We start from the raw sequence: 25,812 nt of genomic DNA on the forward strand, positions 1-25,812 counted from the left end.
CGGCCAGGTGCGTGGTCGCGATTTACGTCGCTCCTACCGGGTGGGCTTGCTACATTCGCCTTCTCTTCATTCGACTTCCGGGTCCTCCATGCGCCTGTGTGTCCTCGCCGCCGTCCTGTCCGTCGCCTGCGCGCCTGCGTTCGCAGCCACCACCTACGTCAAGGCCGGGCGCCTGCTCGATGTCGAATCCGGTCGCCTGCTGACCGACCAGGCCATCGTCATCGAGGATGCGCGCATCACCGCCATCGGTCCGGCCGCGACCACGTCGGTGCCGGCGGGCGCAACGGTGCACGACCTGTCGACGAAGACCGTGCTGCCCGGCCTGATGGACGCGCACGTACACCTGCATGGCGATGCGGACCTGCAGGGCTACCGGCGGCTGGCGATCTCGCTGCCGGCCGCCGCCATCAAGGGCGCGAAGAACGCGCGCACCACGCTGCTGGCCGGCTTCACCACCGTGCGCGTGCCGGGTTCACCCGGTTACGCGGACGTCGCCCTGCGCGATGCGATCGCAACGGGCGAAGTCGATGGTCCGCGCATCCTCGCGGGTGGCGTGTCCATCGGCATCACCGGCGGGCACTGCAGCGACAACAACCTGCTGCCGGCCGAATACAAGGCGGTGGGCGAGGGCGTGGCCGACGGTCCCTGGGCCGCGCGGCAGAAGGTGCGGCAGAACGTCAAGTTCGGGGCAGATTTCATCAAGACCTGCTCGACCGGCGGCGTGCTGTCCAAGGGCACCGAGGTCGGTGCGCCGCAATATTCGCTCGAGGAGCTGAAAGCACTCGTCGATGAAGCGCATGCGCTGGGCCGCAAGGTCGCCTCGCACGCGCATGGCGCCACCGGCATCCGCAATGCACTGCTGGCCGGCGTGGATTCCATCGAGCACGCCAGCTTCATCGACGACGAAGGCATCGCACTGGCGAAGAAGAACGGCACCGTGCTGGTGATGGACATCTACAACACCGAATACATCCTGGGCGAAGGCGAGAAGGCCGGCTTCCTGCCCGAATCGCTGGAGAAGGAACGCCGCGTGGGCGCCACCCAGCGCGAGAACTTCCGCAAGGCGCACCAGGCCGGCGCGGTCATGGGCTTCGGCACCGATGGCGGCGTGTATCCGCATGGCCTCAATGCGCGCCAGTTCTCGCGCATGGTGCAGTTCGGCATGACGCCGCTGCAGGCCATCCGCTCGGCCACCGTGGTGAACGCACGCCTGTTCGGCATCGACAAGGACGTGGGCGTGCTGAAGCCGGGCTATTCCGCTGACCTGATCGCCGTCGACGGCGATCCGCTGCAGGATGTTTCCGTGCTGGAGAGGGTCGGCTTCGTGATGAAGCAGGGCCGCGTGTACAAGAACGCGAACGAGTGAGCGCCGCCGAATGCCGAATCCCGTGAAGATCGATTTCGTTTCCGACGTCGCGTGCCCCTGGTGCGCGATCGGCCTGGCCGCGCTCGAACGCGCGATGGCGGACATCGGCGGCGACCCGCAGGTCGAGCTGCGGTTCCAGCCGTTCGAGCTCAATCCCGGCATGGAACCGCAGGGAGAATCAATCGCGGAACATCTCGCGAAGAAGTACGGGCTGAGTGCGGAGCAGCTCGCGCAGAACGGCGAAGCCCTGCGCCGGCGCGGCGAGGCGCTGGGGTTCCGTTTCGACCTGCAGAAGCGCGACCGCATCTACAACACCTTCGACGCCCACCGCCTCCTGCAGTGGGCGGCCGAGCGCGGCGCCGCATCGCAGCTCGCGCTCAAGCGCGCGCTGCTGCAGGCGTACCACGGCGAGGGACGGAACCTGTCGGACCGCGACACGCTGGTCGATATCGCCGCGAACGCCGGTCTCGACGGTGAGGACGCGCGCCGGGTCCTCGACACGGATGCGTATGCGCAACAGGTGCGCGAGCGCGAGCGCTTCTACCAGGAGCAGGGCATCCGCGCAGTGCCGTCGGTGATCTTCAACGACCGCCACCTGGTGCAGGGCGGCCAGCCGCCCGAGGTGTTCGAGCAGGCGCTGCGGCAACTGGCAGGCTTGTCCGGACAGTCATTGTAGGGGCGACGTGAGTCGCGACCGCGGGGCGTGCGAGTCCGGATCCGGAAAGCGCGCCGCCCGACAGATGGCAGGGCGTCAGGCGGGGGCGCGATGGGCGCATGCGCTGGCACGACGCTCTTTCATGTCCTGGAGGTCGCGACGGGTGCCGCCGCGGGAGGCCGCCGGATGCTCAGCCGTGCCTCGCCAACAACACGGATTCGTTGCTGGGCATCTCGACGACGACGGCGGTCTGGATGCCGTGGTGCTGGTGCAGCGTGGCGGCGAGCAGCTTGGCGCTCTCGCGCGCATCGCCGAGGTTGTCGAACCAGTCACGGCCGAACTGGCCTTCGTAGAGTTGCCAGCCTTTGTCATTGGCGGCGATGGTGAACAGCAGGCGGGGCATGATGGACTCCGGTCAACGCGCCGGGCAGGGAACCGGCGAGCGCACTGTGCGCGAATGTGCCAGCTCTCACATTCGGCGGATGCCCCGGATCCGCGTAGGAAAAATCCTGCGCGAAGGTAGGAAGGCGGCCGGAGTCAGCGCAGGAGCGGTTCCAGCGCCTTCCACACGTGGTCGCGCAGCTTGGGTTGCGCGCTGGCGACGGGGTGCAGGTTGTCGGCCTGGTAGGCATTGCGGTCCAGCGCGATGGGCTCCAGCAGGAAGGGCAGCAGGGCCGTGCCGTACTGCCTGGACAGCGCACTGAAGTTCTGTTCGAAACCGCGCGTGTACTCCGGGCCGTAGTTCGGCGGCATGCGCATGCCGACCAGCAGGACCTTCGCCTTGCGGGCCTGCGCGGCCTTGATCATCTTCTCGAGGTTGGCGCGCGTCTGCGCGAGCGGCAGCCCGCGAAGACCGTCGTTGGCGCCGAGCGCGATGACGACGATGGCGGGCTGGTGGCGTTGCAGCTCCGCGGCGATACGCGACGCCCCGCCTGCGGTGGTCTCACCGCTGATGCTGGCATTGACCACGCGCCAGCCCGGCCTGGTCTTGGCGATGCGGTCCGCGGTCAGCGCGACCCAGCCCTGCGCGGGCGCAAGCCCATAGGCGGCCGACAGCGAATCGCCCATCACCAGCACGGTGCGTGCGCCCTGTGCCGGCGCGGCCGACGGCGCCTGCGCTGCGGCGGGCCGTGCGGATAATGCGACGAGCAGCAACAGGGCCAGGCCCACGGCCCATTGCATGCGCGCGCCCGCAACCCCATACCTGGTCAAATTAAGAAACATTTAATCCGTGCTCCCGATGATTCACGAAACGACCGACGAGACGATCATGGCCGACGCCAGCAGACTCCACACTGAAGCCCCCGCCGCCGCGCGCCACGCCGTGCTCGACGTGCAGGGACTGGGCAAGCAGGTGCCGTTGCCCGAAGGCGCGCTGACCATACTCGACGATATCGGGTTCCGCATCGAACACGGCGACACGGTCGCCATCGTGGGCGCCTCGGGCTCGGGCAAGAGTACGTTGCTGTCGCTGCTCGCCGGCCTGGACGTGCCCAGTGCGGGCAGCGTGACGCTGGATGGCGAGCGCCTGTCGGACATGGACGAGGACGGCCGTGCCCGCGTGCGCGGCGAGAAGGTCGGCTTCGTCTTCCAGAGCTTCCAGCTGCTGCCGTCGCTGACCGCGCTCGAGAACGTCATGCTGCCCCTGGAACTGCGCGGCGATGCCGACGTGGAGGGTCCCGCGCGGCAGATCCTCGAGAAGGTCGGCCTGGGCAAGCGCCTGGGCCACTATCCGCGCCAGCTGTCCGGCGGTGAGCAGCAGCGCGTGGCGCTGGCGCGCGCCTTCGTCACCCGTCCCTCGCTGCTGTTCGCCGACGAACCCACCGGCAATCTCGACACCCACACCGGGCAGGCGATCATCGAGCTGCTGTTCGCGCTGAACGCCGATGCCGGTACCACGCTGGTACTGGTGACGCACGACGACCATCTGGCGGCGCGCTGCCAGCGGTTGCTCCGGCTCGATGCCGGGCGGCTGCAGGGCGCCGCCGCATGAGGACCCTCGCCCTGGCCTGGCGCCAGTTGCGCCGTGACTTGGTGGCCGGCGACGTGCGCATCCTGTTCGCCGCCCTCGTGCTCGCAGTCGTGGCGGTGACGGCCGTCGGTTTCGTCACCGACCGCGCCGAACGCGCGCTGGCCATCGAAGCGAACCGCCTGCTGGGGGGCGACGTGGTCGTGCGCGGCGACGCGCCGCCGACGGAGGCATTGCGTGCGCTGGCGAATGCGCCCGGCCTGCGCGTGACCGAGACGCAGGAACTGCAGAGCATGATCCGCGCCGGCGAATCGCTGTCGCTGGGCGACCTGCGCGCGCTGGGCGAGGGCTTCCCGCTGCGCGGCAGTTTCCGCGTGATCGACGCCTCCGGCGCTGCCGAGCGCAATGCGACCGGCATTCCCGCGCCGGGCACGGTCTGGATCAGCCAGGCGGGCGCCGAGACGCTGGGCGCCAGGCTCGGCGACGGGATCGGCATCGGCACGCGCACGTTGCAACTTGCGGCGCTGGTGACGCAGGAGCCCGACGCGGCGCTGGATTACTTCAATGTCGCCCCGAAGGTTTTCCTCAACCTCGCCGACCTGCCTTCAACCGGCCTCGTGCAGGAAGGCAGTCGCCTGCGCTACCGCCTTGTCGTGGCCGGCGATGCAGCCGCGGTCGAAACCTTCACCGCCGCCGTCAAACCGCAACTCGCGCGCGGCCAGCGCATGGAAACGATCCAGGACGCGCGACCCGAGGTGCGCTCCGCGCTGGATCGCGCCAGCCGCTTCCTCGGCCTCGCCGCGCTGGTGTCGGTGGTGCTGGCCGCGGTCGCGGTCGCGATGGCGGCACGCCGGCACAGCGAACGCCATCTGTCCGGGACGGCGGTGATGCGCTGCCTGGGTGCGCAGCAGCGCACGCTGGTCGGCATCCATGTAGGCGAACTGGTGCTGCTGGGCCTGGCCGCGTGCACGGTGGGCGTGCTGATCGCCTTCGGCCTGCAATGGGGTATAGGCAGCTGGCTGCAGCAATCGTTGAAGATCGATATCCCGCCGGCGGGCATGTTGCCGGCCCTGCAGGGCTATGGCGTGGGCATGATCGTGCTGCTCGCCTTCGGTGCGCCGCCGGTACTGGCGCTGCGGCGCGTGCCCGCGCTGCGCGTGCTGCGTCGCGACCTGGACCGCACGGAGCCCAGCGCATGGCTGGTCGCGCTGACGGGCTTCGCTGGCCTGGGCGCGCTGTTGTGGTGGAAGGCGGGCTCGCCGACGCTCGGCACCGCGATGCTGGTGGGCATCGTCGGCACGCTCGCCGTGCTCGCCCTGCTGGCGTGGCTGCTGATCCTGCTGGTCCGGCGTGTGCGCTCGCGCCTGCGCGGCAGCCTGCGCTACGGACTGGCCAACGTCAGCCGTCGCGCGGGCACGTCGATCGCGCAGGTATCCGCGCTGGGACTGGGCCTGATGGCGCTGCTGCTGCTGACCTTCGTGCGCACGGACCTGCTGGACCGCTGGCAACTGGCGCTCTCGGCCAATGCACCCAACCGCTTCATCGTCAACGTGCAGCCGGACCAGGTCGACCCGGTGAAATCCTTCATGCAGTCGCGCGGGCTGTCGGCGGTGGACCTGTATCCGATGATCCGCGGCCGGCTGGTCGAGCTCAACGGCAAGCCCGCCAGCGGCGCCGACTACGAAGGGGCCGACGCGCGTGCGCAGCGGCGCGCCGACCGCGAGTTCAACCTGTCGATGGCGGCGACCTTGCGCGACGACAACAAGGTGACCGCGGGCGCGTTCTGGACCGGGCATACCCCGACGTCGCCGGAATTGTCGGTGGAAGAGGGCTTCGCCGAAGACCTGGGCTGGAAGCTCGGCGATCGCGTCGCCTTCGACATTGCCGGCCAGCGTTTCGAAGGTCGCATCACCAGCCTGCGCAGCGTGGACTGGGAAAGCTTCCGGCCGAATTTCTTCGTCGTCGCCTCGCCGGGCGCACTCGACGGCTATTCCGCCAGCTACATCACCGCGGTCAGCGTGCCCTCCGGCGATGCCGCCTTCACCCGCGAACTGGTCAATCAGTTCCCCAATCTGTCGGTGATCGACGTGGAGGCGGTGCTCAAGCAGGTACGCAGCACGGCCGAGCAGGTCTCGCAGGTGGTGCAGGTGGTGTTCTGGTTCTCGCTGGCGGCCGGTCTGCTGGTGCTGATGGCCGCCGTGAGCGCCAGCCAGGACGAACGGCTGCTGGAAGGTGGCGTGATGCGCGTGCTGGGTGGCAGCCGCCGCCAGCTGCGGCTGGCACAGGCCTCGGAGTTCGCCGCCATCGGGTTGTTGGCAGGGTTGGTCGCCGCCATCGCGGCCTCGGTCTTGTCCGGCGTGGTCGCCACGCAGGTGTTCGATCTGCCGTGGAAGGCGAATTGGCAGCTGGCCGCCATCGGCGGTGGCCTGGGCATGCTGGCAGCGCTGGGCGCCGGCCTGTTCGCCACGCGCAAGGTGCTGGATGCGCCGCCGTCGGTGACGCTGCGCGAGCTGCAGGGCTGAAGCGTCTGGCTGGTGTGGGAGCGATGTAAGTCGCGATGGGTTACCGGTAAAGCTTCATCGCGACTTACGTCGCTCCCACAAGAGCGTTAAAAGAAAGGGGCGAGCCGAAGCTCACCCCTTGATGCACACCACCTGGCGCAGCGTGTGGACGATCTCCACCAGGTCGGACTGCGCGGCCATGACCGCGTCGATGTCCTTGTAGGCGGCCGGCGATTCGTCGATCACGCCGGCATCCTTGCGGCATTCGACGTGCGCCGTCGCCTCGCGGTGCTGCGACAGCGTGATCTGCTGGCGCGCCGCGGTACGGCTCAGTACGCGGCCGGCGCCGTGGCTGCAGCTGTGGAAGCTGTCCGCGTTGCCCTTGCCGCGCACGATGAAGCTCTTCGCGCCCATGCTGCCGGGAATGATCCCCAGCTCGCCTGCGCGCGCGCTCACCGCGCCCTTGCGGGTCACCAGCAGGTCCACGCCGCCATGCGTTTCCTTCTGCACGTAGTTGTGGTGGCAGTTCACCGCCATCTTCTCCAACTGGAACTTCGGCAGACGGTGGCGCATCTCCGCCAGTACGCGCGACATCATCGCTTCGCGGTTCTCGCGGGCGTAGTCCTGCGCCCACGAGACCGCTTCCACGTAGTCGTCGAACAAGGGCTCGCCTTCCATGAAGAAGGCCAGGTCCTTGTCCGGCAGGTGGAAGCCCAGCACACGGTGCGCCAGTTGCTCGCGCGCCCGCTCGATGAAGTAGTTGCCGATCAGGTTGCCGGTGCCGCGCGAACCGCTGTGCAGCATCACCCACACGGCATCGGCCTCGTCCAGGCAGATCTCGATGAAGTGGTTGCCGCCGCCCAGCGTGCCGATCTGGCGATCCAGCTTGTCGGTACGGATCTTGCGGTGCTTCTGCTTGATCGCCTCCAGGCGTGGTTCCAGTCCCGACTGCGTGATGCGCGTGCGGATGCTGTCCGGCAGCTTCCAGTGCTCCCCGCCGCGCCCGTTGCCGACCGGCACGCTGCGCTCGATGCTCGAGCGCAGTTGCGCCAGGTTGTCCGGCAAGTCCTTCGCGCGCAGCGTGGTCCGCACCGCAGCCATGCCACAGCCGATGTCCACGCCGACCGCCGCCGGAATGATGGCGCCGCGCGTCGGGATGACCGAGCCCACGGTCGCGCCCTTGCCCAGGTGCACGTCGGGCATCACCGCGACCCACGGGCCGACGAAGGGGACGGCCGCGATGTTCCGCAGCTGCTCGTGGGCGCCCTGGTCCAGGGGTACGCCGCGCACCCAGCCCTTGATCGGCGTGGTGCTGCCCTCGGCGTGCAGCAGTTCAAACGTAGTGCTCATGTTCCTTTTCCTTTCGTCCGCGAGCATCGGCGCCCCGGACGGATCTCTTTCATTGCGTGTTGTGGAGTCGATGCACGCGCAGTTCGCGTGTACCGAGCTGTCGCTTGTGGCGCGCGTAGACCTCGCCACTGCCATAGAGCGCGCGGTCGCCCTGGACGACGTGCCGCCCTGCGCCGCGATGGCCGTGGGCCACGACGGTGCAGCCTCGCACCACGTCGGTGACGCCTCGGCCACGACCGGCGGGCGGGATCAAGGCCAACTCGACCTCGTACCAGATGCCCTTCAGGCGGTGCAGCTGACGCAGCGGCCCCAGGTCGATGCGGTCGGGCGTCTGTTCGAGCATCGACCACGTTACCCGTTCCTGCCGACGAAGCTGCTCGCGTTCGCGATTGCGGCGCAGAAGTCCCGTCGCGGGATCCACGTAGAGCTTCGGTGCCCAGCGGTCGGCCAACGGCATCGGTTGTCCCCAGCCCTTGAGCCAGTGCAGCCGGCCATCGATGATCGACAGCCGCATCGCCACGAAATCGGCCAGGTGCTGGTGGATGTGCTGCTGCACGGTGCTTCGCCGATCAATGCCGGCACAGATCTCCGAATACACCTTGTCCCACGGCCTGCCGACCTGTCCGTGCAGGTAGCGTTCCAGCGGTCGCAGATTCTCGTTGAGCCATTTCCGGTGCTGGTGGCGCCAGCGCAGGCTTTCCTGCATCGGCGCGCCCTCATCGTTGGCGTGCGGCGCACGCTCGCGGGCGTGACTTCCGCCGCGTCGCGGCCGCTCCACGATGACCTTGAACATGTCGTTGCGCATGTGTCGTCCTTTCATCCTTGTGGACCGCGACGGCCGCGTCCATGCGGCCGCCACGGTTTGCTACTTCAATGTCACCAATTGCTTCAGCACGCCATCCAGGCCGCCGAACACGGTGAGCTTGTCGATCTTCTCGGTGACCTTCTCCAGGGCCTCGAGCTCCTTCAGGCGCATCAGCACCGGCGACTCGTCGATCAGCTTCGCGGTGTTGAGCAGGGAGCGCGTGGCGTTCGCCTCCTCGCGGCGGCGGATCACGTTGGCTTGCGCCGTCTTCTCCGCCTGCACCACCCCGTTGAGGATCTCCTTCATCTCGCCCGGCAGGATCACGTCCTTCACGCCCACGCCCAGCACCTCGACGCCGAGCCCGGCCATCTGGCCGCGCACGTAGGCGAAGATGTCGGCGTCCAGCGAGGCCTTGTCGCCCAGCAGTTCGTCCAGCGTCTTGGCGGAGACCGCCTTGCGCAGGCCGTACTGCAGCTCGCGGTAGACGAAGTCGCCGACCTTCGCGACCTTGGTGCGCGCGGCCACCACGTCGGTGACGCGGGTGCTGGCGGCCAGGTTCACGCGCAGGCTGACCTTGTCGCGGGTCAGGAGCTCCTGGCCCGAGACCTCGATCGCCTGCACGCGCAGGTCGACGATGTCCACGACCACGTTCTTCTGGAAATTCCAGAAGGCGTAGCTGCCCGGGGCGAGCGTGCGCTCGAGCTTGCCGTCGATGAACACCAGGCCGGCGAACTCCGCCGGCACGTCGGCCACCACCGCCAGCTTCGACAACGCGCCCAGCTGGCGCAGGCGCCGCGCGACGGCGACGTCCACGTCCGGCTTGGCGAGCGCCACCGCCTGCACGTCGACCTTCACCAGGCCGATCCAGTACAGGCGCCGCGTGCCGGGCGGCAGCACGTCTTCCAGCTTGCCGTTCTTCAGCACCAGGCCCACCTCGTCCACGCCGATGTCGGCGAGGACGAAGGTGTCGCCCAGGCGCTCGCCGAGGCGCGCGATCAGCGCGTCGACGTCGTGGCCGGCGTATTCCGGTGCTGCGATGTTGAAGGTGCGCACCTCGATCCGACCCATCGGGTCGAACCGGCGGTACACGCCGGGCGCGAGCAATTGCTCGAACCGACGGTTGCGATACACCAGGCCGCGCTCGCCGTCACCGATCACGACCCTCTTGGTCCAGAACATGGCGTTGTTCTCCTTGTTGGCTCTGGTGGTTCGATCCGGATCCAACGGATCGCCGCGGTGGATCGAATCCCGCGACGAAAGGTGCCCATCGCGATTCGCGATCGACGGAAGAAGGTGGAAACGCCCCTGGACGGAGGCGATGCGGGCGATCGGCGCTGTCGGCGGAAGCATCGCAACGAGGGCGCGGTCCATGGACTGCGCCGAACGCTGCGCGCTTCGGCGTCGAGGGCGCGGTACCGGCTTCGACCCCGCTGCGCCGCGCCGTCTTCTGCAGTCCATCGCGGAAAGACGGCGCGCCGCACGGGGCGTTCCCTGTGTGGGACTCGCGTCCCGGTGTCATGACGTGAAAGGTCATGTGCCCTTGCAGGCGTTGGAGCGGGAATCGAACCCGCGACACTCGGATTAACTGTCCGATGCTCTACCCATCTGAGCTATCCAGTGGTGGACGAACCGGATTCGAACCGGTGGCCAACGGCATGCGCCGCTGCTCTGCCTCTGAGCTTCCGTCCGCTCGAGGAACACCGTCTCCCACGCTTCGGCATACGCCACGGCAGCGCCGCGCGCACCGGACGGGACGCTAGCCCGTACCGCTGTAGCGTGTTCGATCGATGTTCCCCATTGCCGGCTGTCGCCAACCGGCAATCCGTTCGGGCGCGACGCGCCCTTGTGGGTGTTCTCTCCACGTGCAGCCCGCGTCGGGGCATCACGACGCAGCGCACATGCGCCAGTCGCAGCCGCGCCCCTGCCTCGGGGCGCGCACGCGCGCTACCCGGATGCCCCAGGGCGGAAAGGAACTTCCGTGGTGGAAAGAAACGAACCTCGATGCATGCGCATCCTCCGCGAACGCTGAAAACAAAACGCCCCCGGGTATGGCGACCCGAGGGCGTTCGCGTTCCTCGGGAGATCGGGGTGGCCGATCTCCCAGGGAGTCAGCCGGATGTCAGAAGTCCAGGTGCCGTGCGCGTTCGATATCGCGCAGGTCGCTGCCGTTCGCACGCAGCGCCAGGCCGCAGCGCGATGGCTGCAGGGCGGGCTTGCTGTCGAAGGAATAGGCGGGCTTCATGGGAAGAATTCGATTGCTGAAAAAACGGCCACGTGGCCGACGGGCGCGGACAATACGCCGCTTGTTTGCGATGCGCAACACTTTTTTCATTTTATTTTCGATGCCCGACCAGCGGCGGCGAAATCAGTGGCGAGTGGCTGCCGTTAGAATGACGCCTCATTCCCTGCCTGCGCGTCGCATCGTGGCCTCTCCTTTCTCCGATCCCGCTCTCGATGCCCTGATGCTGCCCTTCGCACAGGGCGTGCTCGCCTGGCCGTCCGGGCCGGTGCTGTTCCTGCGCGCGCGCGATGGCGCCGCGTTGCGCCAGTTCCCGCTGTCGCAGCTGGTATGCGAACAGAGTTTCCGTCCCGACGCCGAACTGCTGGAACGCGATGGCCTGCGCGTCGTCGCCGATGCAGCGGTCGAACCGACGCGCTACGCCCTGGTGCTGGTGTTGCCGCCGCGCCAGCGCGAAGAAGCGCGCGCGTTGCTTGCGCGCGCCGTGCAACTGGCGGCGCCGGATGGCGTCGTCGTCGCCGCGATGACCAACAACGAGGGCGCCAAGTCGGGCGAAACCGACCTGAAGCAACTCGCGGGACTGGCGGGCACGCTGACCAAGTTCCATTGCCGCACGTTCTGGACGCGCAAGCGCGCGGACAGCGTCGACGAGGCGTTGCTCGCGCAATGGTCGGCGCTGGATGCGCCGCGCCGGATCGAGCGTGGCCGCTACCTCAGCCGTCCGGGCGTGTTCGCCTGGAACCGGATCGATCCGGCCTCTGCGCTGCTGGTCGAATGTCTGCCGACGGATATCGCCGGACACGGCGCCGACCTGGGCGCGGGATGGGGATTCCTGTCGCTGTCGCTGCTGGCGCGCAATCCCGGCATCACCGCGCTCGACCTGTACGAGGCCGAGGCGCGTGCGTTGTCGCTGGCCAGGGAGAACCTCGCGGATGCCGGTGCGAGCGCAACGCTCGATTTCCACTGGCACGACGTCACTGCGGGATTGCCGCAGCGCTACGACTTCATCGTCAGCAATCCACCGTTCCACACGCAAAGCCGTGCGGACCGTCCGGACATCGGCCAGCGTTTCATCACTGCCGCGGCCGCCGCACTCAAGCCGGGCGGCCGGTTGTGGCTGGTGGCCAATCGCCATTTGCCGTACGAGCAGACCTTGAATGACAGCTTCGGCGACGTGCGCGTGGCCGGCGAGCGTGACGGTTTCAAGGTGATTGCCGCCACCAAGGCGAGGCGGTGACCGCATGAAGATCGTCAAGCACATCGCCAACCTCGGCTATGGCAGCCGCAAGGACGTGCAATGGATGTTCCGCGAAGGCCGGATCACCGACGCCGCGGGCGAGGTGTTGTACGCCGATGATCCGGTCGATCACGACGCCATCCGCGTGGATGGCGAGCCGCTCGACCCTGCACCGGGCGTCGCGATCCTGCTGCACAAGCCGGTGGGCTACACCTGCTCGACCAAGGACACCGGACGCATCGTCTACGACCTGTTCCCGCCCCGGTTCCGCGATCGCTCGCCGGTGCTGTCCACGGTCGGGCGCCTGGATCGCGAGACCAGTGGCCTGCTGCTGCTCACCGACGACGGTGGCCTGCTGCACCGGATCATTTCGCCCAAGGCCAACCTTCCCAAGGTCTACGACGCGACGCTGGCGCAGGACCTGCGCGGCGACGAAGGCGCGCTCTTCGCCAGCGGCACGCTGATGCTGGAGTCGGAGCAAACGCCGCTTGCGCCGGCCCGCCTGCACGTCATCGATCCGCGCCATGCGCAGCTGACGCTTACCGAGGGCCGCTACCACCAGGTGCGCCGCATGTTCGCCGCCGTCGGCAACCATGTGGAGGCGCTGCATCGCAGTCGGGTGGGCGGACTGACGCTGGACGGGCTGCCGGAAGGCCAGTGGCGCATCCTGGATGCGGATGACCTGCGTCGGCTGTTCGAGGCGACCGCGTGAGCACACCGGCACTGCCGTTCACGCCGGCGGCGGTGATCTTCGACATGGACGGGCTAATGCTGGACAGTGAGCGCGCCATCATCGCGTGCCTGGCGGAGGCGGCGCGCGAGCGCGGCCACGATCTGCCCGAGCTGCTGTGGCTGTCGATGGTCGGCCATAGCGAAGCCGTGTGCCGCCACTTGCTGGACGAGGCAGTCGGCGAGGCGGAGCGAGAACGGATCCTGCGACGCTCGCATGTGCTGTACGACGCCGTTGTCGCGGCTGGCATGCCACACCGGCCGGGCATCATCGAGATGCTGGACTTCCTGCAGGTGCAGGGCATCCCGCGCGCGGTGGCGACATCGACGCGCCGTCCGCTGGCGTTGAAGAAGCTGGAGGCTGCCGGCCTGCTGACCCGGTTCGATGCGATCTGCACAAGCAGCGACGTCGAACATCCCAAGCCTGCCCCGGACATCTACCTGCTGGCCGCGCGATCGCTCGGCATCGAGCCGTCGCGCTGCCTGGTACTGGAGGATTCCCCCACGGGCGTGCGTGCCGCACTGGCAGCCGGCATGTACCCGATACAGATTCCCGACCTGCTGGTGCCGGACGATGCGGTGCGTGCGCTCGGCCATCTCATCCTGCCGTCGCTGGACGATGCGCGACTGTTGCTGGAGCAGCGATTGGCGATGTCTTCGCGTACCTGACGTGGGAGCGACGTAAGTCGCGAAGCTGTTTCAGCGAAAGTCCGAGGCGCTGCTGGGGAATTCGCTGATGGCGCTTCGCGCGGTGTTCGCCAAGCTGACCTCCTTTACAGGAGGGTTGGCATGTCGGGATATTCGGATCTGAGAAAAGGGCGCGTTTCCCAGCCCGGTCGAGCCTACTTGGTGACCTTCACAACAGCGGAACGCAAGCCATTGTTCAAGCAACCAGGGCGGGCCATGGATGCCTGCCGCGCGATGACCTGCTCACGGCTGTGGTATCGCTCGAGACTGCTGTGCTGGGTGTTGATGCCGGATCATTGGCATGGCGTGATCGAGCTGGGCGAACTGGATAGTCTGCCAACGCTGGTCCAGCGATTGAAATCGAACAGCGCCAGGATCGTCCGCTTGCGTCATCCGGATACCGGCCAGGTCTGGGAGAAGGGGTTTCATGATCGCGCGTTGCGCGATGCATCCGGCGTGCTTGCGACCGCCCGATATGTCGTGGCGAATCCGCTGCGTGCGGGACTCGCATGCAGCGTTGGGGAATACGCGTGGTGGGATGCTGTCTGGATAAGCAACGACACGGCTGCGACCGTTTGATGATTGCTGAAAGCGTCGCGACTTACGTCGCTCCCACATCACTTCTCCATCCTGCAGCCTCGTCCTCACTCCGCAAACAGCTTCGCCCAGCCCGCATGTCCCAGCGCATCCAGCGTCTTCACGTTGCGCTCGACGATGATGTCGGGGTCCGGAAAGGCTTCCACCGCGCGATCGATGCTGGCTTCGCGCAGGAGGTGCAGGGTGGGGTAGGGCGAACGGTTGGTGTAGTTGCTGATGTCGTCCGGCATCGTGCCGGCGAACTGGTAGTCCGGATGGAAGCTGGCGACCTGGATGACGCCTTGCAGGTCGAGCGCCTCGACGGCCGCATCGGCATTGTCGAGGAAGTCGTTGTAGTCCAGGAAATCCGTCAGCACATCCGGGTGCACGATCAGCGTGGTGTCGACCTGCTCGGGATCGGTGTCGCGCAACAGCACCAGTTCTTCCGCCAGTTCCTCGAGCAGGGCTTCCGGCGTGCTGGCATCGCTCAGCACGAAGCGCACCTGCTGCTTCACGTACACTGCCTTGGCGAACGGGCACAGGTTAAGCCCGATCACCGCGCGCTCCACCCAGCGACGCGTGGCGTCGATGGGGTCGTTTGCTGCGCCCGTGGTGGCCGGCATATCAGTCACGGAAGTTGTCGAACTGCAGCGGCAGCTCGAACTCGGTCTTCTTCAGCAGCGCGATGACGTCCTGCAGGTCGTCGCGCTTCTTGCCGGTGACGCGTAGCTTGTCGCCGTTGATCTGCGCTTCGACCTTCAGCTTGGCGTCCTTGATGGTGGTGACGATCTTCTTCGCCAGCTTCTGCTCGATGCCCTGCTTGACGGTGATCTTCTGGCGCGCGCCGGCCAGGTTGGTTTCCACATCGCCGAACTCCAGGCAGCGGGCGTCGATCTGGCGCGCGATCAGGCGCGCGCGCAGGATGTCGGTCATCTGCTTGAGCTGGAAATCGCTGGGCGCGGACTGGGTGATCAGCTTCTCTTCCAGCACGAACTTGGCATCCACGCCCTTGAAGTCGAAACGGGTGGAGAGTTCGCGGTTGGCCTGGTCCACGGCGTTGGTGAGCTCGTGGACGTTGACTTCGGAGACGACGTCGAAGGAGGGCATGGGGGATTCCTGTTACCGGGCGCGGAATTCTACCGTGCGCCGGGAAGCCGGATCGCGTCGGCCGAGGGCAGCGCGGTGGCTGGACGTCGTCGCCCCACGAGGCGGCGCACCGTTTCGCACAGCAACAGCGGGACGATCCAGCTGCACCAGAGCAGGGTCGCGATCAGGGTCGGCGACGGCATGAGTCCGCTGGCAATGGCGAGGGGCAGCGACAGGCGGAAGACGATCGGCGCCAGCGTCACCGCGTAGTTGCGGACCATCCAGCGGCGGTGGCGGTCCACGCCTCCGCGCCTGATCGCGATGAAGCCGACCAGCGCGGTGGCCAGCCAAGCCAGTGCGGTCGACGAGAACGCGATGCGGATGGCGAGCGGCGCAGGCGAGCTGGCGATCAGTCCGGCCGCGCCGGTCGCGGCGACCAGCATGCCCGACAGGTAGACGCGGCCCATCACGCGGTGCATGCGCGGATGGCGTCGGCGCGACTGGGTGAAGAACTGCACCGGACCCAGCAATACCGTCGTGAGTCCGCCGGCCAGATGCATCCACAGCCAGCCCCGCCTCGTCATGAACATGCCGTAGGCGGTCGAATCGAGATGCCGATATTTCCCATACGCGGCGATCAGGAACTCGATGCTGGCGAGCCCGAGCAACAGCCACAGCACCGCCCAGGCCAAGCGCACCGCAAGCCGCGAGCGGGGCGATGCAGGGGTGCCTGGAGCGATCACAGTCATGGGCCTGCCTGCAGGATGGACGCGCGCAGGGTAGCGCACGCGCGGCGGAACATGACCAGGGAGGCGATAATGCCGCATGACCACCCCCCGTTCCTCGCTTACGTCCGCCGTCCTGCTGATGCTGGCCGCGGTGCTGCTGTTCGCGCTGATGGATGCCGGCCTGAAGCTGCTCTCTGCGCAGTACCCGCCGCTGCAGGTCGCAGCGCTGCGTGGGCTGTCTTCGCTGCCGCTGGTGGCGATCTGGGTGCTGGCGACGGTGCCGGCCGTTTCCCTGTTGCGCGTGCACTGGCCGCTGCACCTGCTGCGCGGCGCGCTGGGCATCGCGATGATGGCCGGCTTCGTCTACGGCTTGCGCACCATGCCCTTGTCCACGGCCTATGCGATCACCTTCGTGGCGCCGCTGCTGGTCACCGCGATGGCGGGGCCGCTGTTGAAGGAGCGGGTGGGGGCGGGGCGCTGGACCGCGATCGTCATCGGTCTGGTCGGCGTCCTGGTGATCCTGCGGCCGACCGGCGAAGGCATGTTGACCGCCGGTGGCCTGGCCATTCTCGTTGCGGCCATCTGCTATGCGCTGGGCGCGGTCACCGTGCGCATGCTCGCGCAACGCGACAGCACGCAGGCGCTGGTGCTCTGGTTCGTCGTGCTGCTGTCGCTCGGGGCGTCGTTGCTGGCACTGCCCGCATGGAAGCCGCTGCAGGCCTCGCACGGCTGGATCATCGCCGGGGTGGGCGTGTCCGGCTCGCTGGCGCAGGTCGCGCTGACCGAAGCCTTCCGCCGCGGCGAGGCGTCGTTGATCGCGCCGCTCGAATACACCGCGCTGATCTGGGGCGTGATCCTCGATGTCACGCTGTGGTCGGTGCTGCCCGACGGCGTGACCTGGATCGGCGCCGGCATCATCGTCGCCAGTGGCCTGTATCTGCTGCGCCGGGAGAACGTGCACGTGGAGTCGGAACACCCCTGACGCCGCCGCGTTTTGCGGCATCATGCGCGCATGCCCATCGTCCTCGTCCTGCTGTTCGTCTTCCTGCTGCTCGCCCTGTGGGTGGTGCTGCTTCCGCTGTCGCTGTGGCAGCGATACCGCTATGGGCGCTCGCGACGCATGGCGCGTGGGTGGCTGCTGGCGCTCAACGCCTGGAGCCTGCTGGTCTCGGTCGCGATCTTCCTCGTCGTCAGTGCATTCGGCCTGATCTGGTGGCCCGACAGCCTGCTGGGTGCGGGCGCGGGATTGGCGGCCGGCGTCATGCTGGGCCTGCTGGGCCTGTGGCTGACGCGCTGGGAAGTCGCGCCGCAGGGCGTGTTCTACCAGCCCAATGCCTGGCTGGCCCTGCTGCTGGTCGTCATCGTCGCCGCACGCATCGTGTGGGGGATGGTGCAGATGGTGGAGTACTGGCGCTCGCAGGCCGAACCCGCCACGCACGCCCTGCTGAGCGGGCATGGCAGCCTGCTCGCGGTCGGCGGCCTGCTGCTCGGCTACTACCTGGTCTACGCCTGGGGCGCCAAGTGGCGCGTCGCGCGCCTGGAGCGGCTGCGGGGATACGGCGCGCATTGACGGCGGAAAGCAGAAAGGCGGCGGGCCCGGAAGCCCGCCGCCCTATCGGCGCGTTGGAGCGATGGATCAGAAGCGCGCGCCGATACCCACGCCCACGACCCACGGGTCGATCGTCAGTTCTTCGCCGGTACCCTGGCCGGCCACGCGCACGCCGGCGTCACCCTTCATGTAGCGCACGTCGGTCCGCGCGAACCAGATTTCGTTGATGTTGAAGTCCATGCCCGCCGTGGCGATGGCGCCCTTGGCGGTTTCCAGGCCCACATGCGCGCCGTCACCGCCGATGCTCTCGTTGCTGAAATTGGACTCGTAGTAGCCCAGGCCCAGGAACGGGCGCATCACCTGGTCAGGCGTACCGAAGTGGTACTGGCCGCTCAGCGCAATCGGCTGCTGGTCGACGGTACCGATCTTGCCGGCGCCATCGGCCTTGACACGGTGGTTGAACTTGTCGGCGGCGCCCCACAGTTCAACGGCGATGTTGGGGGTGGCATACCAGCTGGCGCTGATCACGGGCGCCACGTCACCGTCGATCTTCAGGCCGGGCGCGGGATCGCGATCGGGCTTGAGGATGGCGGCGCCGCCGACCACGGCGAAGCGCTTGCTGGCGGCATCGGACGTCGTATCGGTCGTTGCATCCTGCGCCAGGGCAGGTACGGCAATGAGGGAAGCCAGGGCAATCGTGAGGGTACGAATGGATTTCATGCAGGAATCTCCTGTTCTGTTTTCTTATGTCCCTTCCGTGCGTTGCGATGCGTGATGCGTCGTCGCCGTCAGGGCGAGCGCACCGTAACCACCACTGCATGAATGCCTCCTGCTGCGCGACGTGAACCAATCGAGAACGGCGCTGAAAATGCACCCTTTCGCGCTTCGATTTCACGGTGCCTGCATTTCGCTGAGCGCGTGCGGCCCGTCATTCACGCCCTGCGCCGTGCCAGCGATCGCTACGTGGGGCGCCGCCAGGCATGGCGGGTCGCCCCGGCCTGCGCTACTGTTCGCGCAAACGGAGTGGCGCCATGGCGAGCAGCAAGGCGAAGACGGTCGAGGAATACCTCGCGGAACTGCCCGAGGATCGCCGCACGGTGATCGCCTCGGTCCGCGACCTGGTCAACCGGCACATCCCCGACGGCTACGTCGAGGCGATGAGCTGGGGCATGATCGCGTGGGAGGTGCCGCTGTCGCGCTATCCGACCACCTACAACAAGCAGCCGTTGCCGTATGTCGCGCTGGCCGCGCAGAAGCAGTACTACGCGCTCTACCTGACGGTGTGCTACGCGAACTCCGCGCAGGACGTAGTGCTGCGCAACGCCTACGCGGACGCCGGCATGAAGCTGGACATGGGCAAGAGCTGCCTGCGCTTCAAGAAGCCGGCCGAGCTGCTGCCCGAAGTGATCGGCCGCGTGATCGCCTCCACGCCGGTGGACACGCTTATTGCACAATACGAAGCCAGCCGCGCACGGACGTGACCCGCATGCCCCCTGCCAAACGCAAGCGCCGTACCGGCGCCACGGCGCTGCCGTCGCCCGGCGACCACCTGACCATGGCGGATCTGGCGAAAGTGGCTGGCGTATCGGCGATCACCGTCTCGCGCGCGTTGCGCGACAGCCCGCTGGTGAATGCGGAAACCCGCGCACGCGTGCGCGAGGTCGCCCAACAGTACGGATATTCGTTCAATGTCAGCGCGCGCAACCTCAAGCTCCGCCGCAGCATGACGGTGGCGGTGGTGGTGGAAATGAAGCCCACCGTCGAGCGCCAGATGTCGGGGCCTTATCCGCTCGATCTGCTGGGCGGCATCACCCAGGAACTGACCTCCACCGGCTACAGCGTGCTGCTGACCTCGCTGCAGGGCGGTTCGCTGCCGAACGTGCAGGCCGCCGACGGCGTGATCCTGCTGGGCCAGGGCGCGCATGAGGACGCGATGCACGAAGTGCAGCGCTGGGGCCGGCCGATGGTGGTGTGGGGTGCGGTCAGCCGGCACGAATCGCAGGTCGTGGTCGGCAGCGACAATCGCCGCGGCGGTGCATTGGCGGCGGAGCGTTTCATCGCGCTCGGTCGCAGCCGCCCCGCGTTCCTCGGCGATCCGGCCCATGGCGAGTTCGCCGAACGCCTGGAAGGTTTCAGCGCCGCGTTGGCGCGCCATGGCATCACGCCGATCGCGCCGACCGTCACCAGTTTCACCGTCGGTGCGGGCGCGGATGCGGTGCATGCGCTGTTGCTGGCGAACCCCCAGGTGGACGCGCTGTTCGCCGCCAGCGATCTGTTGGCCATCGGCGCGATCCGCGCGCTGATCGAACGTGGGCGGCGGGTACCCGAGGATGTCTCGGTGATCGGCTACGACGACTCCCCGCTGGGCGCGACCTACGTGCCGCCGCTGACCTCGGTGCACCAGAACTTCATCGATGCCGGCGTGCTGCTGGCCCGCAAGGTGCGCGCCCTGATCGAGGGCGACCAGGCGGTTTCCGAGACGCTGCCGACCCATCTGGTCGTCCGCACGACCTGAGCGCATTGTGCTGCTGCATCGCAGCGGCCACCCGGTGGACATCCGGGCGCGTCGATCCGCGTCTTGTTGCCGCCAAACCATTGAATAAAAAGGGTTTTGTCTGTGTCCCTGCCTTGGCGTTGGCAGGGTTCCGGACCTTGAGAGGCATCTTTGACATCGATAACTTGACATCGATAACAACGACTTCTAGCGTGCCCCCGCCCGTGGTCCCGCCACGGCCGGTAACAGGTGAGCACGAGGATGTCGGTGGAACAGAAGCAGGCGCATACATCGGGTCAGGGCACGGCGGGCGAAAGCCGGTCCGATCCCTGGCGGCTTACCCAACGGGCGTTCGACGCCGAGCGCGCGGCGCGTGATGAAACCCTGTTCGCCCTCGCCAACGGCACCCTGGGTGTGCGCGGGGCGCTGGAGGAAGACGACAGCCCCAGCGACGGCACGTTCCTGTCGAGCGTGTTCGAGCAGAACCCCATCCACTACCACGAGCGTTTCCCCGGCTTCACCCGCAGCACCGACACGCGGGTGCCGGTCGCCGAGGGCAAGCACCTCCGGCTGCAACTCGGCGACACGCCGCTGCGCCTGCAGGAAGCGGAGTGGCTCGACTTCGAGCGCACGCTGGATCTCGCCGCCGGGGCGCTCGAGCGCCGCCTGCGCCTGAAAACCGCGCAGGGGCATACGCTCGAGATTCGCGCGCGCCGCGTGGTGCCGCTGGCCGAGCGCGCGTTGCTCGCCATCCGGTTCGAAGTGGCGTCCATCGACTATGCGGGCCCACTGACGCTGTGTTCATCGATCGAGACCGGACGCCCGGCTGTCGAACAGGGCGATGATCCCCGCATCGGCGTGCACGGCGGCAAAGAGTTGCACGTCGCGGACGAGCACGCCGATGCCCAAGGCGCCCGGCTGACGCAGCGCACCCATCACAGCGGCGTCGCCCTGGTGTGCGCACAGCAGCACCGGCTGTCGCCGGGCTTGGTGTTCACCGTCGCGCAGGCGGGCGATGGCCGCGTGGAGCAGCGCTTCGGCGCCACGCTGACGCCAGGGGCGTCCGTGGTGATCGAGAAATACGTCGCTTACGACGACGGCAACGGCCAGGCGCTGGACGGCGTGGACGCCGTGCTGGCGCTCGCATTGCACGACGGTTTCGACGGCATCGCGGCCGCGCAGGCCGACGCCATGCATGCGTTCTGGCAGCGCGCCGGCCTGTCCGTGGAGGGCGATGCCGCGGCGGAACTCGCGCTGCGCTTCAACTTGTTCCACCTGCTGCAGTCGGCCGGACGCGACGGCATCAACGGCACGGCCGCAAAGGGCATCACGGGCGAAGGCTATGAAGGCCACTGCTTCTGGGATACCGAAGCTTTCGTGCTGCCGGTCATGGCGTTCACCGCGCCGGACGTGGCGCGCGCGATGCTGATGTACCGCTTCCGCACGCTGGACGGCGCACGCGACACCGCGCGTGCCATGAACCATCCCCGCGGTGCGCTGTACCCCTGGCGCACCATCGCCGGCCGCGAATGTTCCGCGCACTATCCCAGCGGCTCGGCGGCGTACCACATCAATGCCGCCATCGCCTACGGGATCGGGCTTTATCTCGACGCCAGCGATGATCTCGACTTCCTCAGCGAGGCTGGCGCCGAGATTCTTTTCGAGACCGCGCGCATCTGGCCGCAGGCCGGCCATTTCAATCCGCGGCTCGACGGTGCGTTCTGCATCCACGAGGTCACGGGACCGGACGAATACACCACGCTGGTCAACAACAACTGGTACACCAACCGCATGGCGCAGCGGCACCTGCAGCGCGCCGTCGACGCCTGGGCCCGCCTGTCCGCCGATCGCCCCGACGCACTGCGCACCCTCGCCAGCCGCATCGGGCTCGATGCCGATGAAGTCGCGCTCTGGCAGCGCGCCGCCGACGCGATGCACCTGCCGGTGGACGAGGCGCTCGGCATCCATCCGCAGGACGACGATTTCCTCGCCAAGCCGCGCTGGCCGTTCCCCAGGCGCGAAGGGCCGCATCGCCCGCTGTTGCTCGATTACCACCCGCTCACCCTGTACCGCCACCAGGTCTGCAAGCAGGCTGACGTGGTGATGGCGATGGTGCTGGCTGGCGATGGCGTCGATCTGGGCGCGAAGCGCCGCGACTTCGATTACTACGAGGCCGTCACCACCCACGACTCCACGTTGTCGGCGCCGGTGTACGGCATCCTGGCCAGCGAAGTCGGCCAGGACGGCAAGGCCTGGGACTACTTCGACGCCAGCCTGCGCGTGGACCTGGACGACCTGCACGGCAACACCGACCACGGCGTGCACATGGCGGCGATGGCCGGCAGTTGGTTGGGGCTGGTGCAGGGATTCGGCGGCTTGCGCATCGTGGCGGGCCGGCTGCAGTTCGCCCCCACCTTGCCGCAGGCCTGGAAGGGTTACGGCTTCAACCTCCGCTGGCGCGGCTGTGCGCTGCGCGTGGACGTGGACGCGCGCGGTGCCCGCTATCGCCTCGATGAAGGCGACGCGCTGGCGTTCGGCCACGCCGGCAGCGACGTGATACTGAAGGCAGGGCGCGAAGTCGCGCTGCCGCTCGCCGTGCCATCGCCACCGAAGCTGCCGCTGCCCCGCGCTTGCGACGCGCTGATCTTCGATCTCGACGGCGTGCTGACCGATACCGCGCACACGCATTACCGGGCATGGAAGCGGCTGGCCGACGAGATCGGCGTGCCGTTCGACCTGCAGGTCAACGAACGCCTGAAGGGCGTGGACCGGATGGCGTCGCTGGAGATCATCCTCGAGCGCGCCACGCGAAGCTATTCCAACGACGAGAAGCGCGCGTTGGCCGATACGAAGAACGGCTACTACGTGCAGGAGATCGCGCACGTCGGTCCGCAGGATCTGTTCGACGGCGTGAGCGAGGTACTGGATGCGGCGCGCGCGGCGGGCCTGAAGCTCGGCCTGGCGTCGGCGAGCCGCAATGCGCCGGCGCTGCTGCAGAAGCTGGGTATCGCCGACCGCTTCGACTACATCGCCGATGCCGGGCGCATCGTCCGCGCCAAGCCCGACCCGGCCATCTTCCTCGACGTCGCCGCCGCGCTCGGCGTGCCGGCGCACCGCTGCATCGGCGTGGAAGACGCCGCGGCCGGCATCGAAGCCATCCATGCGGCGGGCATGGCCGCGATCGGCATCGGCGACGCGCGCGCGCTGCGCCATGCCGACGCCGTCATCCCGCACATCAACGCGTTTGACCTGAGGACGTTCGTATCGCCTTGACCGCACGTGGCCACAGAAGCCGCGGTGGGCAGCCAGCCAACAACACGACAACAATGCAAGTGGAGGGAGGGACCATGCAACACACCAAGCACCCGATGCGCTACGCCCTGTCGGCCGCCATCGCGCTGGCGCTATCGCCGGCGCTGGCGAGCGCGCAGGAAGCCGCACCCGCGGCGCCCGCCGACCAGGAGGCCAAGACGCTGGACGCCGTGGTCGTCAGCGGCACGGCCAAGTTCAAGGGCCTGCGCAAGCGCGACGCCAGCTTCTCGATCAGCACCGCCACGCCCGAGCAGATCCAGGAAACCGCGCCCACCAGCACCGCCGACCTGCTGAAGATCGTGCCGGGCGTCTGGGCCGAGGCCAGCGGCGGCGGTACCGGCGCCAACGTCTTCGTGCGCGGCATGCCGTCCGAGGGCGATGCACCGTTCTTCACCCTGCAACTGGACGGCTCGCCGATCTTCCCGCCGCCGACGCTGTCGTTCCTCGAGAACACCACGCTGTTCCGCATCGACGACACCATCGCGCGCGTCGAAGGCCTGCGCGGCGGCCCCAGCCCGATCTACTCGAACGGCCAGCCCGGCGTCACCGTCAACTTCATCCAGAAGAAGGGCGAAGACACGCCCGAAGGCCTGGTGCGCCTGACGGTGGGTACCGACGACCTGCGTCGCGTCGATTTCTACAGCGGCGGCCCGCTGGGCACCGACAGCGGCTGGTACTACAGCGTGGGCGGCTTCTACCGCGAGACCGATGGCGTGCGCCAGACCGGCTTTCCGGTGGAGAAGGGCGGCCAGCTCAGCGCCACGCTGACCAAGCGCTGGGCCGAGGGCGAGTTCAATCTCTACGCGCGCCACACCGACGACAAGAACACGTTCTACACCGCGGTACCGCTGGTCTCGCGCAACAACGGCGAGGACATCTCCGGTTTCCCGGGACTGGATCCCACGACCGGCACGCTGGTCGGCGACGACTTCCGCCGGGTGACGCTGCCGACCGGCGTCGGCAACCAGACGATGACGCGCGACCTGGCCGATGGCCGTGGCGTGGACATCGACGTGTTCGGTGGTTCGCTCGACTGGTATGTCGGCAACTGGACCATCAGCGACAAGTTCAACTACCTGAAAGGCGACGCGCCGACCTACGCGTTGTTCACCGGCGCCAATCCGCAGACGCTGTCGTCGTACATCACCGACACCTACGGCGCGGGCGTGACCGGCACCGGCACCTTCGTCAACGGCGGCGGTACGGTGGACCCGAACCAGCAGGTGCTGACGGCAGGCTTCTGGGTGGTGGAGAAGGAGATCAGCTCGTTCACCAACGACCTGCGCTTCAGCATCGACCTGACAGAACGCAATGCGCTGACCTTCGGCGTGTACTACGCGGACTATTCGTCCAAGGACCGCTGGTGGCTGGGCAACAACATGCTGCTCACCGCGCAGGACAACGCGCGCCGCGTGAACCTGGCGCTGTCCAACGGGCAGGTCGCCACGCGCGACGGTTTCGTGGGCACCGCGTTCTACAACATCCGCGGTGACTACGACGGCCAGAACACGGCCTTCTTCATCGCCGACGAATGGACCGTCAACGACCGCATCCGCCTGGACGCTGGCGTGCGCTACGAGCGGCAGGAGGTCAACGGCACGGTGTGGGACCCGGTCACGGTCGACCTGGACGGCAATCCGAACACGTTGTACGACAACAACACCTCGGTCTCGACCACGCCGCGCAGCATCGACCAGAACGACAGCGACGTGTCATGGACGGCGGGCCTGAACTACACGCTCAACGACAGCGTCAGCCTGTTCGGCCGCGTCAACTCGGGCTTCACCTTCCCGCAGTTCGACAATCTGCGCGACGGCGCCAACAACAAGACCGAGATCGACCAGTACGAGCTGGGCCTGAAGGCCGGCGGCGAGACGTACGAGATGTACCTCACCGCGTTCTACAACGACTTCACGGGCCTGCGTTACCAGGCGTTCGACAACAACGGCAACAACGTCGTCATCATCGGTGACTCGAAGGCGCGTGGCCTGGAGTTCGAGGGCGCGTGGCGACCGGTCGGTGGGTTCGAGCTGGCCTGGAACGCGACCTGGCTGCGCGCCAAGTATGGCGACTTCTCCACGTTCGACGGCAACCAGGTGGTGCGCCAGCCGAAGTTCCGCGCACGGCTGACGCCGAGCTACTACTGGTCGCTGCCGTGGGGCGACCTGAAGGTGTTCACCACCTACACCCATGTGGGCGATCGCTACTCGGATCCCGCCAACGGCCAGGTGCTGCCGAAGTACGACACCTGGGACGTCGGTGCCAGCGCGCACCTGGGCGACCACTGGGAGTTCACCTTCTCGGGCCGCAACGTCACCGACGAGATCGCGCTGACCGAGGGCAATGCCCGCGTGTTGGGCAATGCGACCAGCGGTGGCGTGTTCATGGGACGTCCGCTGGAAGGCACGTCGTACCAGGCCTCCGTCGCCTACCGCTGGTGATGCAGCGCGGCCCGCGTTCGCGCGGGCCGTCTTCCGCCGCCGCGCCGTCTCTCCCCGGCCTGTGGCGGATATCCTCTTCGCACTGGGC

At 67.7% G+C, this 25,812-nt stretch carries 24 protein-coding genes and 2 tRNA genes; 14 read left to right on the forward strand and 12 right to left on the reverse strand.

The genetic code is table 11. From position 1 onward, the window contains the following. The first annotated feature begins 88 nt into the window (after positions 1 to 88). Positions 89 to 1,366 (forward strand): amidohydrolase family protein, encoded by a 1,278-nt coding sequence (locus Q0907_RS13620; RefSeq protein ID WP_299345661.1) that lies wholly within the window; start codon positions 89 to 91, stop codon positions 1,364 to 1,366. A 22-nt stretch (positions 1,367 to 1,388) separates the two neighbouring features. After that, entirely contained in the window at positions 1,389 to 2,042 is a 654-nt protein-coding gene (locus tag Q0907_RS13625; RefSeq protein ID WP_343229819.1) for a DsbA family oxidoreductase, read from the forward strand. A 169-nt stretch (positions 2,043 to 2,211) separates the two neighbouring features. Here Q0907_RS13625 and Q0907_RS13630 read toward each other — a convergent pair whose 3' ends face one another. Together Q0907_RS13630 and Q0907_RS13635 are read right to left on the reverse strand one after the other, a co-directional pair. Then, positions 2,212 to 2,424, reverse strand: coding sequence for a hypothetical protein (locus Q0907_RS13630; RefSeq protein ID WP_296278964.1), 213 nt, complete (start codon positions 2,422 to 2,424; stop codon positions 2,212 to 2,214). A gap of 134 nt (positions 2,425 to 2,558) precedes the next feature. Further along, complete coding sequence (locus tag Q0907_RS13635; protein WP_299345665.1) at positions 2,559 to 3,203, reverse strand: arylesterase; 645 nt, start codon at positions 3,201 to 3,203, stop codon at positions 2,559 to 2,561. Positions 3,204 to 3,291: 88 nt separating this feature from the next. Between Q0907_RS13635 and Q0907_RS13640 the strand changes: the two genes are divergently transcribed. After that, positions 3,292 to 4,014 carry an ABC transporter ATP-binding protein gene (locus tag Q0907_RS13640; protein ID WP_296279002.1) on the forward strand — a complete coding sequence of 241 codons (723 nt, stop codon included), beginning with the start codon at positions 3,292 to 3,294 and terminating at the stop codon, positions 4,012 to 4,014. Then, entirely contained in the window at positions 4,011 to 6,512 is a 2,502-nt protein-coding gene (locus Q0907_RS13645) for an FtsX-like permease family protein (protein ID WP_299345667.1), read from the forward strand. The genes Q0907_RS13640 and Q0907_RS13645 overlap by 4 nt, the downstream gene beginning before the upstream one ends. Before the next feature lie 111 nt (positions 6,513 to 6,623). On the opposite strand, the gene Q0907_RS13650 is transcribed toward Q0907_RS13645, so the two are convergent. From Q0907_RS13650 to Q0907_RS13675, 6 genes are all read right to left on the reverse strand, one after another. Continuing rightward, complete coding sequence (locus tag Q0907_RS13650) at positions 6,624 to 7,841, reverse strand: RtcB family protein (protein ID WP_299345668.1); 1,218 nt, start codon at positions 7,839 to 7,841, stop codon at positions 6,624 to 6,626. Positions 7,842 to 7,890: 49 nt separating this feature from the next. Continuing rightward, positions 7,891 to 8,646 (reverse strand): hypothetical protein, encoded by a 756-nt coding sequence (locus tag Q0907_RS13655; protein ID WP_299345671.1) that lies wholly within the window; start codon positions 8,644 to 8,646, stop codon positions 7,891 to 7,893. Positions 8,647 to 8,706: 60 nt separating this feature from the next. Continuing rightward, positions 8,707 to 9,825, reverse strand: coding sequence for a slipin family protein (locus Q0907_RS13660; RefSeq protein WP_299345674.1), 1,119 nt, complete (start codon positions 9,823 to 9,825; stop codon positions 8,707 to 8,709). Positions 9,826 to 10,196: 371 nt separating this feature from the next. Next, positions 10,197 to 10,262: transfer RNA gene (locus Q0907_RS13665), tRNA-Asn, on the reverse strand. 2 nt (positions 10,263 to 10,264) lie between these two features. Continuing rightward, positions 10,265 to 10,334, reverse strand: a tRNA-OTHER gene (locus Q0907_RS13670). A gap of 431 nt (positions 10,335 to 10,765) precedes the next feature. Then, positions 10,766 to 10,888 (reverse strand): hypothetical protein, encoded by a 123-nt coding sequence (locus Q0907_RS13675; RefSeq protein WP_255412318.1) that lies wholly within the window; start codon positions 10,886 to 10,888, stop codon positions 10,766 to 10,768. A gap of 148 nt (positions 10,889 to 11,036) precedes the next feature. Here Q0907_RS13675 and Q0907_RS13680 point away from each other — a divergent pair, with 148 nt between their 5' ends. The 4 genes from Q0907_RS13680 to Q0907_RS13695 all read left to right on the forward strand — a co-directional run bounded on the left by Q0907_RS13680 (position 11,037) and on the right by Q0907_RS13695 (position 14,117). Beyond that, complete coding sequence (locus tag Q0907_RS13680; RefSeq protein ID WP_299345676.1) at positions 11,037 to 12,122, forward strand: class I SAM-dependent methyltransferase; 1,086 nt, start codon at positions 11,037 to 11,039, stop codon at positions 12,120 to 12,122. 4 nt (positions 12,123 to 12,126) lie between these two features. After that, positions 12,127 to 12,834: a pseudouridine synthase gene (locus Q0907_RS13685; RefSeq protein ID WP_299345679.1), complete on the forward strand. Its 708-nt coding sequence runs from the start codon at positions 12,127 to 12,129 to the stop codon at positions 12,832 to 12,834. After that, complete coding sequence (locus Q0907_RS13690) at positions 12,831 to 13,520, forward strand: HAD family phosphatase (RefSeq protein ID WP_299345682.1); 690 nt, start codon at positions 12,831 to 12,833, stop codon at positions 13,518 to 13,520. Before Q0907_RS13685 ends, Q0907_RS13690 begins: the two co-directional genes overlap by 4 nt. A gap of 120 nt (positions 13,521 to 13,640) precedes the next feature. Next, entirely contained in the window at positions 13,641 to 14,117 is a 477-nt protein-coding gene (locus Q0907_RS13695) for a transposase (protein ID WP_299345685.1), read from the forward strand. A gap of 65 nt (positions 14,118 to 14,182) precedes the next feature. Here Q0907_RS13695 and Q0907_RS13700 read toward each other — a convergent pair whose 3' ends face one another. From Q0907_RS13700 to Q0907_RS13710, 3 genes are read right to left on the reverse strand one after another with little or no spacing between them, the layout of a single operon-like run. Beyond that, complete coding sequence (locus Q0907_RS13700; RefSeq protein ID WP_299345965.1) at positions 14,183 to 14,737, reverse strand: DUF1415 domain-containing protein; 555 nt, start codon at positions 14,735 to 14,737, stop codon at positions 14,183 to 14,185. Between the two features lies 1 nt (position 14,738). Further along, entirely contained in the window at positions 14,739 to 15,221 is a 483-nt protein-coding gene (locus Q0907_RS13705; protein ID WP_093489837.1) for a YajQ family cyclic di-GMP-binding protein, read from the reverse strand. Positions 15,222 to 15,250: 29 nt separating this feature from the next. Then, positions 15,251 to 15,949 carry a DUF2306 domain-containing protein gene (locus tag Q0907_RS13710; protein WP_299345688.1) on the reverse strand — a complete coding sequence of 233 codons (699 nt, stop codon included), beginning with the start codon at positions 15,947 to 15,949 and terminating at the stop codon, positions 15,251 to 15,253. A 76-nt stretch (positions 15,950 to 16,025) separates the two neighbouring features. On the opposite strand from Q0907_RS13710, the gene Q0907_RS13715 reads away from it, so the two are divergent. Beyond that, on the forward strand, positions 16,026 to 16,910 hold the full coding sequence (locus Q0907_RS13715; RefSeq protein ID WP_299345691.1) for a DMT family transporter: 885 nt from the start codon (positions 16,026 to 16,028) through the stop codon (positions 16,908 to 16,910). Between the two features lie 30 nt (positions 16,911 to 16,940). After that, complete coding sequence (locus Q0907_RS13720; RefSeq protein ID WP_299345694.1) at positions 16,941 to 17,498, forward strand: DUF1453 domain-containing protein; 558 nt, start codon at positions 16,941 to 16,943, stop codon at positions 17,496 to 17,498. Positions 17,499 to 17,564: 66 nt separating this feature from the next. Here Q0907_RS13720 and Q0907_RS13725 read toward each other — a convergent pair whose 3' ends face one another. Then, positions 17,565 to 18,197 carry an OmpW family outer membrane protein gene (locus Q0907_RS13725; protein ID WP_299345697.1) on the reverse strand — a complete coding sequence of 211 codons (633 nt, stop codon included), beginning with the start codon at positions 18,195 to 18,197 and terminating at the stop codon, positions 17,565 to 17,567. 311 nt (positions 18,198 to 18,508) lie between these two features. Between Q0907_RS13725 and Q0907_RS13730 the strand changes: the two genes are divergently transcribed. The 4 genes from Q0907_RS13730 (at position 18,509) to Q0907_RS13745 (ending at position 25,724) form a co-directional block, all read left to right on the forward strand. Further along, a complete protein-coding gene (locus tag Q0907_RS13730; RefSeq protein ID WP_296278978.1) occupies positions 18,509 to 18,958 on the forward strand; it encodes a DUF1801 domain-containing protein in 450 nt (149 codons plus the stop codon). Between the two features lie 5 nt (positions 18,959 to 18,963). Continuing rightward, positions 18,964 to 19,992, forward strand: a complete 1,029-nt coding sequence (locus Q0907_RS13735) for a LacI family DNA-binding transcriptional regulator (RefSeq protein ID WP_299345700.1) — start codon at positions 18,964 to 18,966, stop codon at positions 19,990 to 19,992. Between the two features lie 240 nt (positions 19,993 to 20,232). Further along, positions 20,233 to 23,244 (forward strand): beta-phosphoglucomutase, encoded by a 3,012-nt coding sequence (pgmB, locus tag Q0907_RS13740; RefSeq protein ID WP_299345703.1) that lies wholly within the window; start codon positions 20,233 to 20,235, stop codon positions 23,242 to 23,244. 74 nt (positions 23,245 to 23,318) lie between these two features. Then, positions 23,319 to 25,724, forward strand: a complete 2,406-nt coding sequence (locus tag Q0907_RS13745; RefSeq protein ID WP_299345706.1) for a TonB-dependent receptor — start codon at positions 23,319 to 23,321, stop codon at positions 25,722 to 25,724. Positions 25,725 to 25,812: the final 88 nt, after the last annotated feature.

The sequence above is a fragment of the uncultured Pseudoxanthomonas sp. genome (genome assembly GCF_947498795.1).
Taxonomy (GTDB): Bacteria; Pseudomonadota; Gammaproteobacteria; order Xanthomonadales; family Xanthomonadaceae; genus Pseudoxanthomonas_A.

Coding starts and splice junctions, on each gene's coding strand:
- Q0907_RS13640 (WP_296279002.1), top strand. CDS start 3,292: ATGGCCGACGCCAGCAGACTCCACACTGAAGCCCCCGCCGCCGCGCGC.
- Q0907_RS13685 (WP_299345679.1), top strand. CDS start 12,127: ATGAAGATCGTCAAGCACATCGCCAACCTCGGCTATGGCAGCCGCAAG.
- Q0907_RS13745 (WP_299345706.1), top strand. CDS start 23,319: ATGCAACACACCAAGCACCCGATGCGCTACGCCCTGTCGGCCGCCATC.
- Q0907_RS13645 (WP_299345667.1), top strand. CDS start 4,011: ATGAGGACCCTCGCCCTGGCCTGGCGCCAGTTGCGCCGTGACTTGGTG.
- Q0907_RS13735 (WP_299345700.1), top strand. CDS start 18,964: ATGCCCCCTGCCAAACGCAAGCGCCGTACCGGCGCCACGGCGCTGCCG.
- Q0907_RS13650 (WP_299345668.1), bottom strand. CDS start 7,841: ATGAGCACTACGTTTGAACTGCTGCACGCCGAGGGCAGCACCACGCCG.
- Q0907_RS13710 (WP_299345688.1), bottom strand. CDS start 15,949: ATGACTGTGATCGCTCCAGGCACCCCTGCATCGCCCCGCTCGCGGCTT.
- Q0907_RS13705 (WP_093489837.1), bottom strand. CDS start 15,221: ATGCCCTCCTTCGACGTCGTCTCCGAAGTCAACGTCCACGAGCTCACC.
- Q0907_RS13700 (WP_299345965.1), bottom strand. CDS start 14,737: ATGCCGGCCACCACGGGCGCAGCAAACGACCCCATCGACGCCACGCGT.
- Q0907_RS13725 (WP_299345697.1), bottom strand. CDS start 18,197: ATGAAATCCATTCGTACCCTCACGATTGCCCTGGCTTCCCTCATTGCC.
- Q0907_RS13680 (WP_299345676.1), top strand. CDS start 11,037: ATGACGCCTCATTCCCTGCCTGCGCGTCGCATCGTGGCCTCTCCTTTC.
- Q0907_RS13655 (WP_299345671.1), bottom strand. CDS start 8,646: ATGCGCAACGACATGTTCAAGGTCATCGTGGAGCGGCCGCGACGCGGC.
- pgmB (WP_299345703.1), top strand. CDS start 20,233: ATGTCGGTGGAACAGAAGCAGGCGCATACATCGGGTCAGGGCACGGCG.
- Q0907_RS13635 (WP_299345665.1), bottom strand. CDS start 3,203: ATGCAATGGGCCGTGGGCCTGGCCCTGTTGCTGCTCGTCGCATTATCC.
- Q0907_RS13630 (WP_296278964.1), bottom strand. CDS start 2,424: ATGCCCCGCCTGCTGTTCACCATCGCCGCCAATGACAAAGGCTGGCAA.
- Q0907_RS13695 (WP_299345685.1), top strand. CDS start 13,641: ATGTCGGGATATTCGGATCTGAGAAAAGGGCGCGTTTCCCAGCCCGGT.
- Q0907_RS13675 (WP_255412318.1), bottom strand. CDS start 10,888: ATGAAGCCCGCCTATTCCTTCGACAGCAAGCCCGCCCTGCAGCCATCG.
- Q0907_RS13620 (WP_299345661.1), top strand. CDS start 89: ATGCGCCTGTGTGTCCTCGCCGCCGTCCTGTCCGTCGCCTGCGCGCCT.
- Q0907_RS13715 (WP_299345691.1), top strand. CDS start 16,026: ATGACCACCCCCCGTTCCTCGCTTACGTCCGCCGTCCTGCTGATGCTG.
- Q0907_RS13660 (WP_299345674.1), bottom strand. CDS start 9,825: ATGTTCTGGACCAAGAGGGTCGTGATCGGTGACGGCGAGCGCGGCCTG.
- Q0907_RS13720 (WP_299345694.1), top strand. CDS start 16,941: ATGCCCATCGTCCTCGTCCTGCTGTTCGTCTTCCTGCTGCTCGCCCTG.
- Q0907_RS13730 (WP_296278978.1), top strand. CDS start 18,509: ATGGCGAGCAGCAAGGCGAAGACGGTCGAGGAATACCTCGCGGAACTG.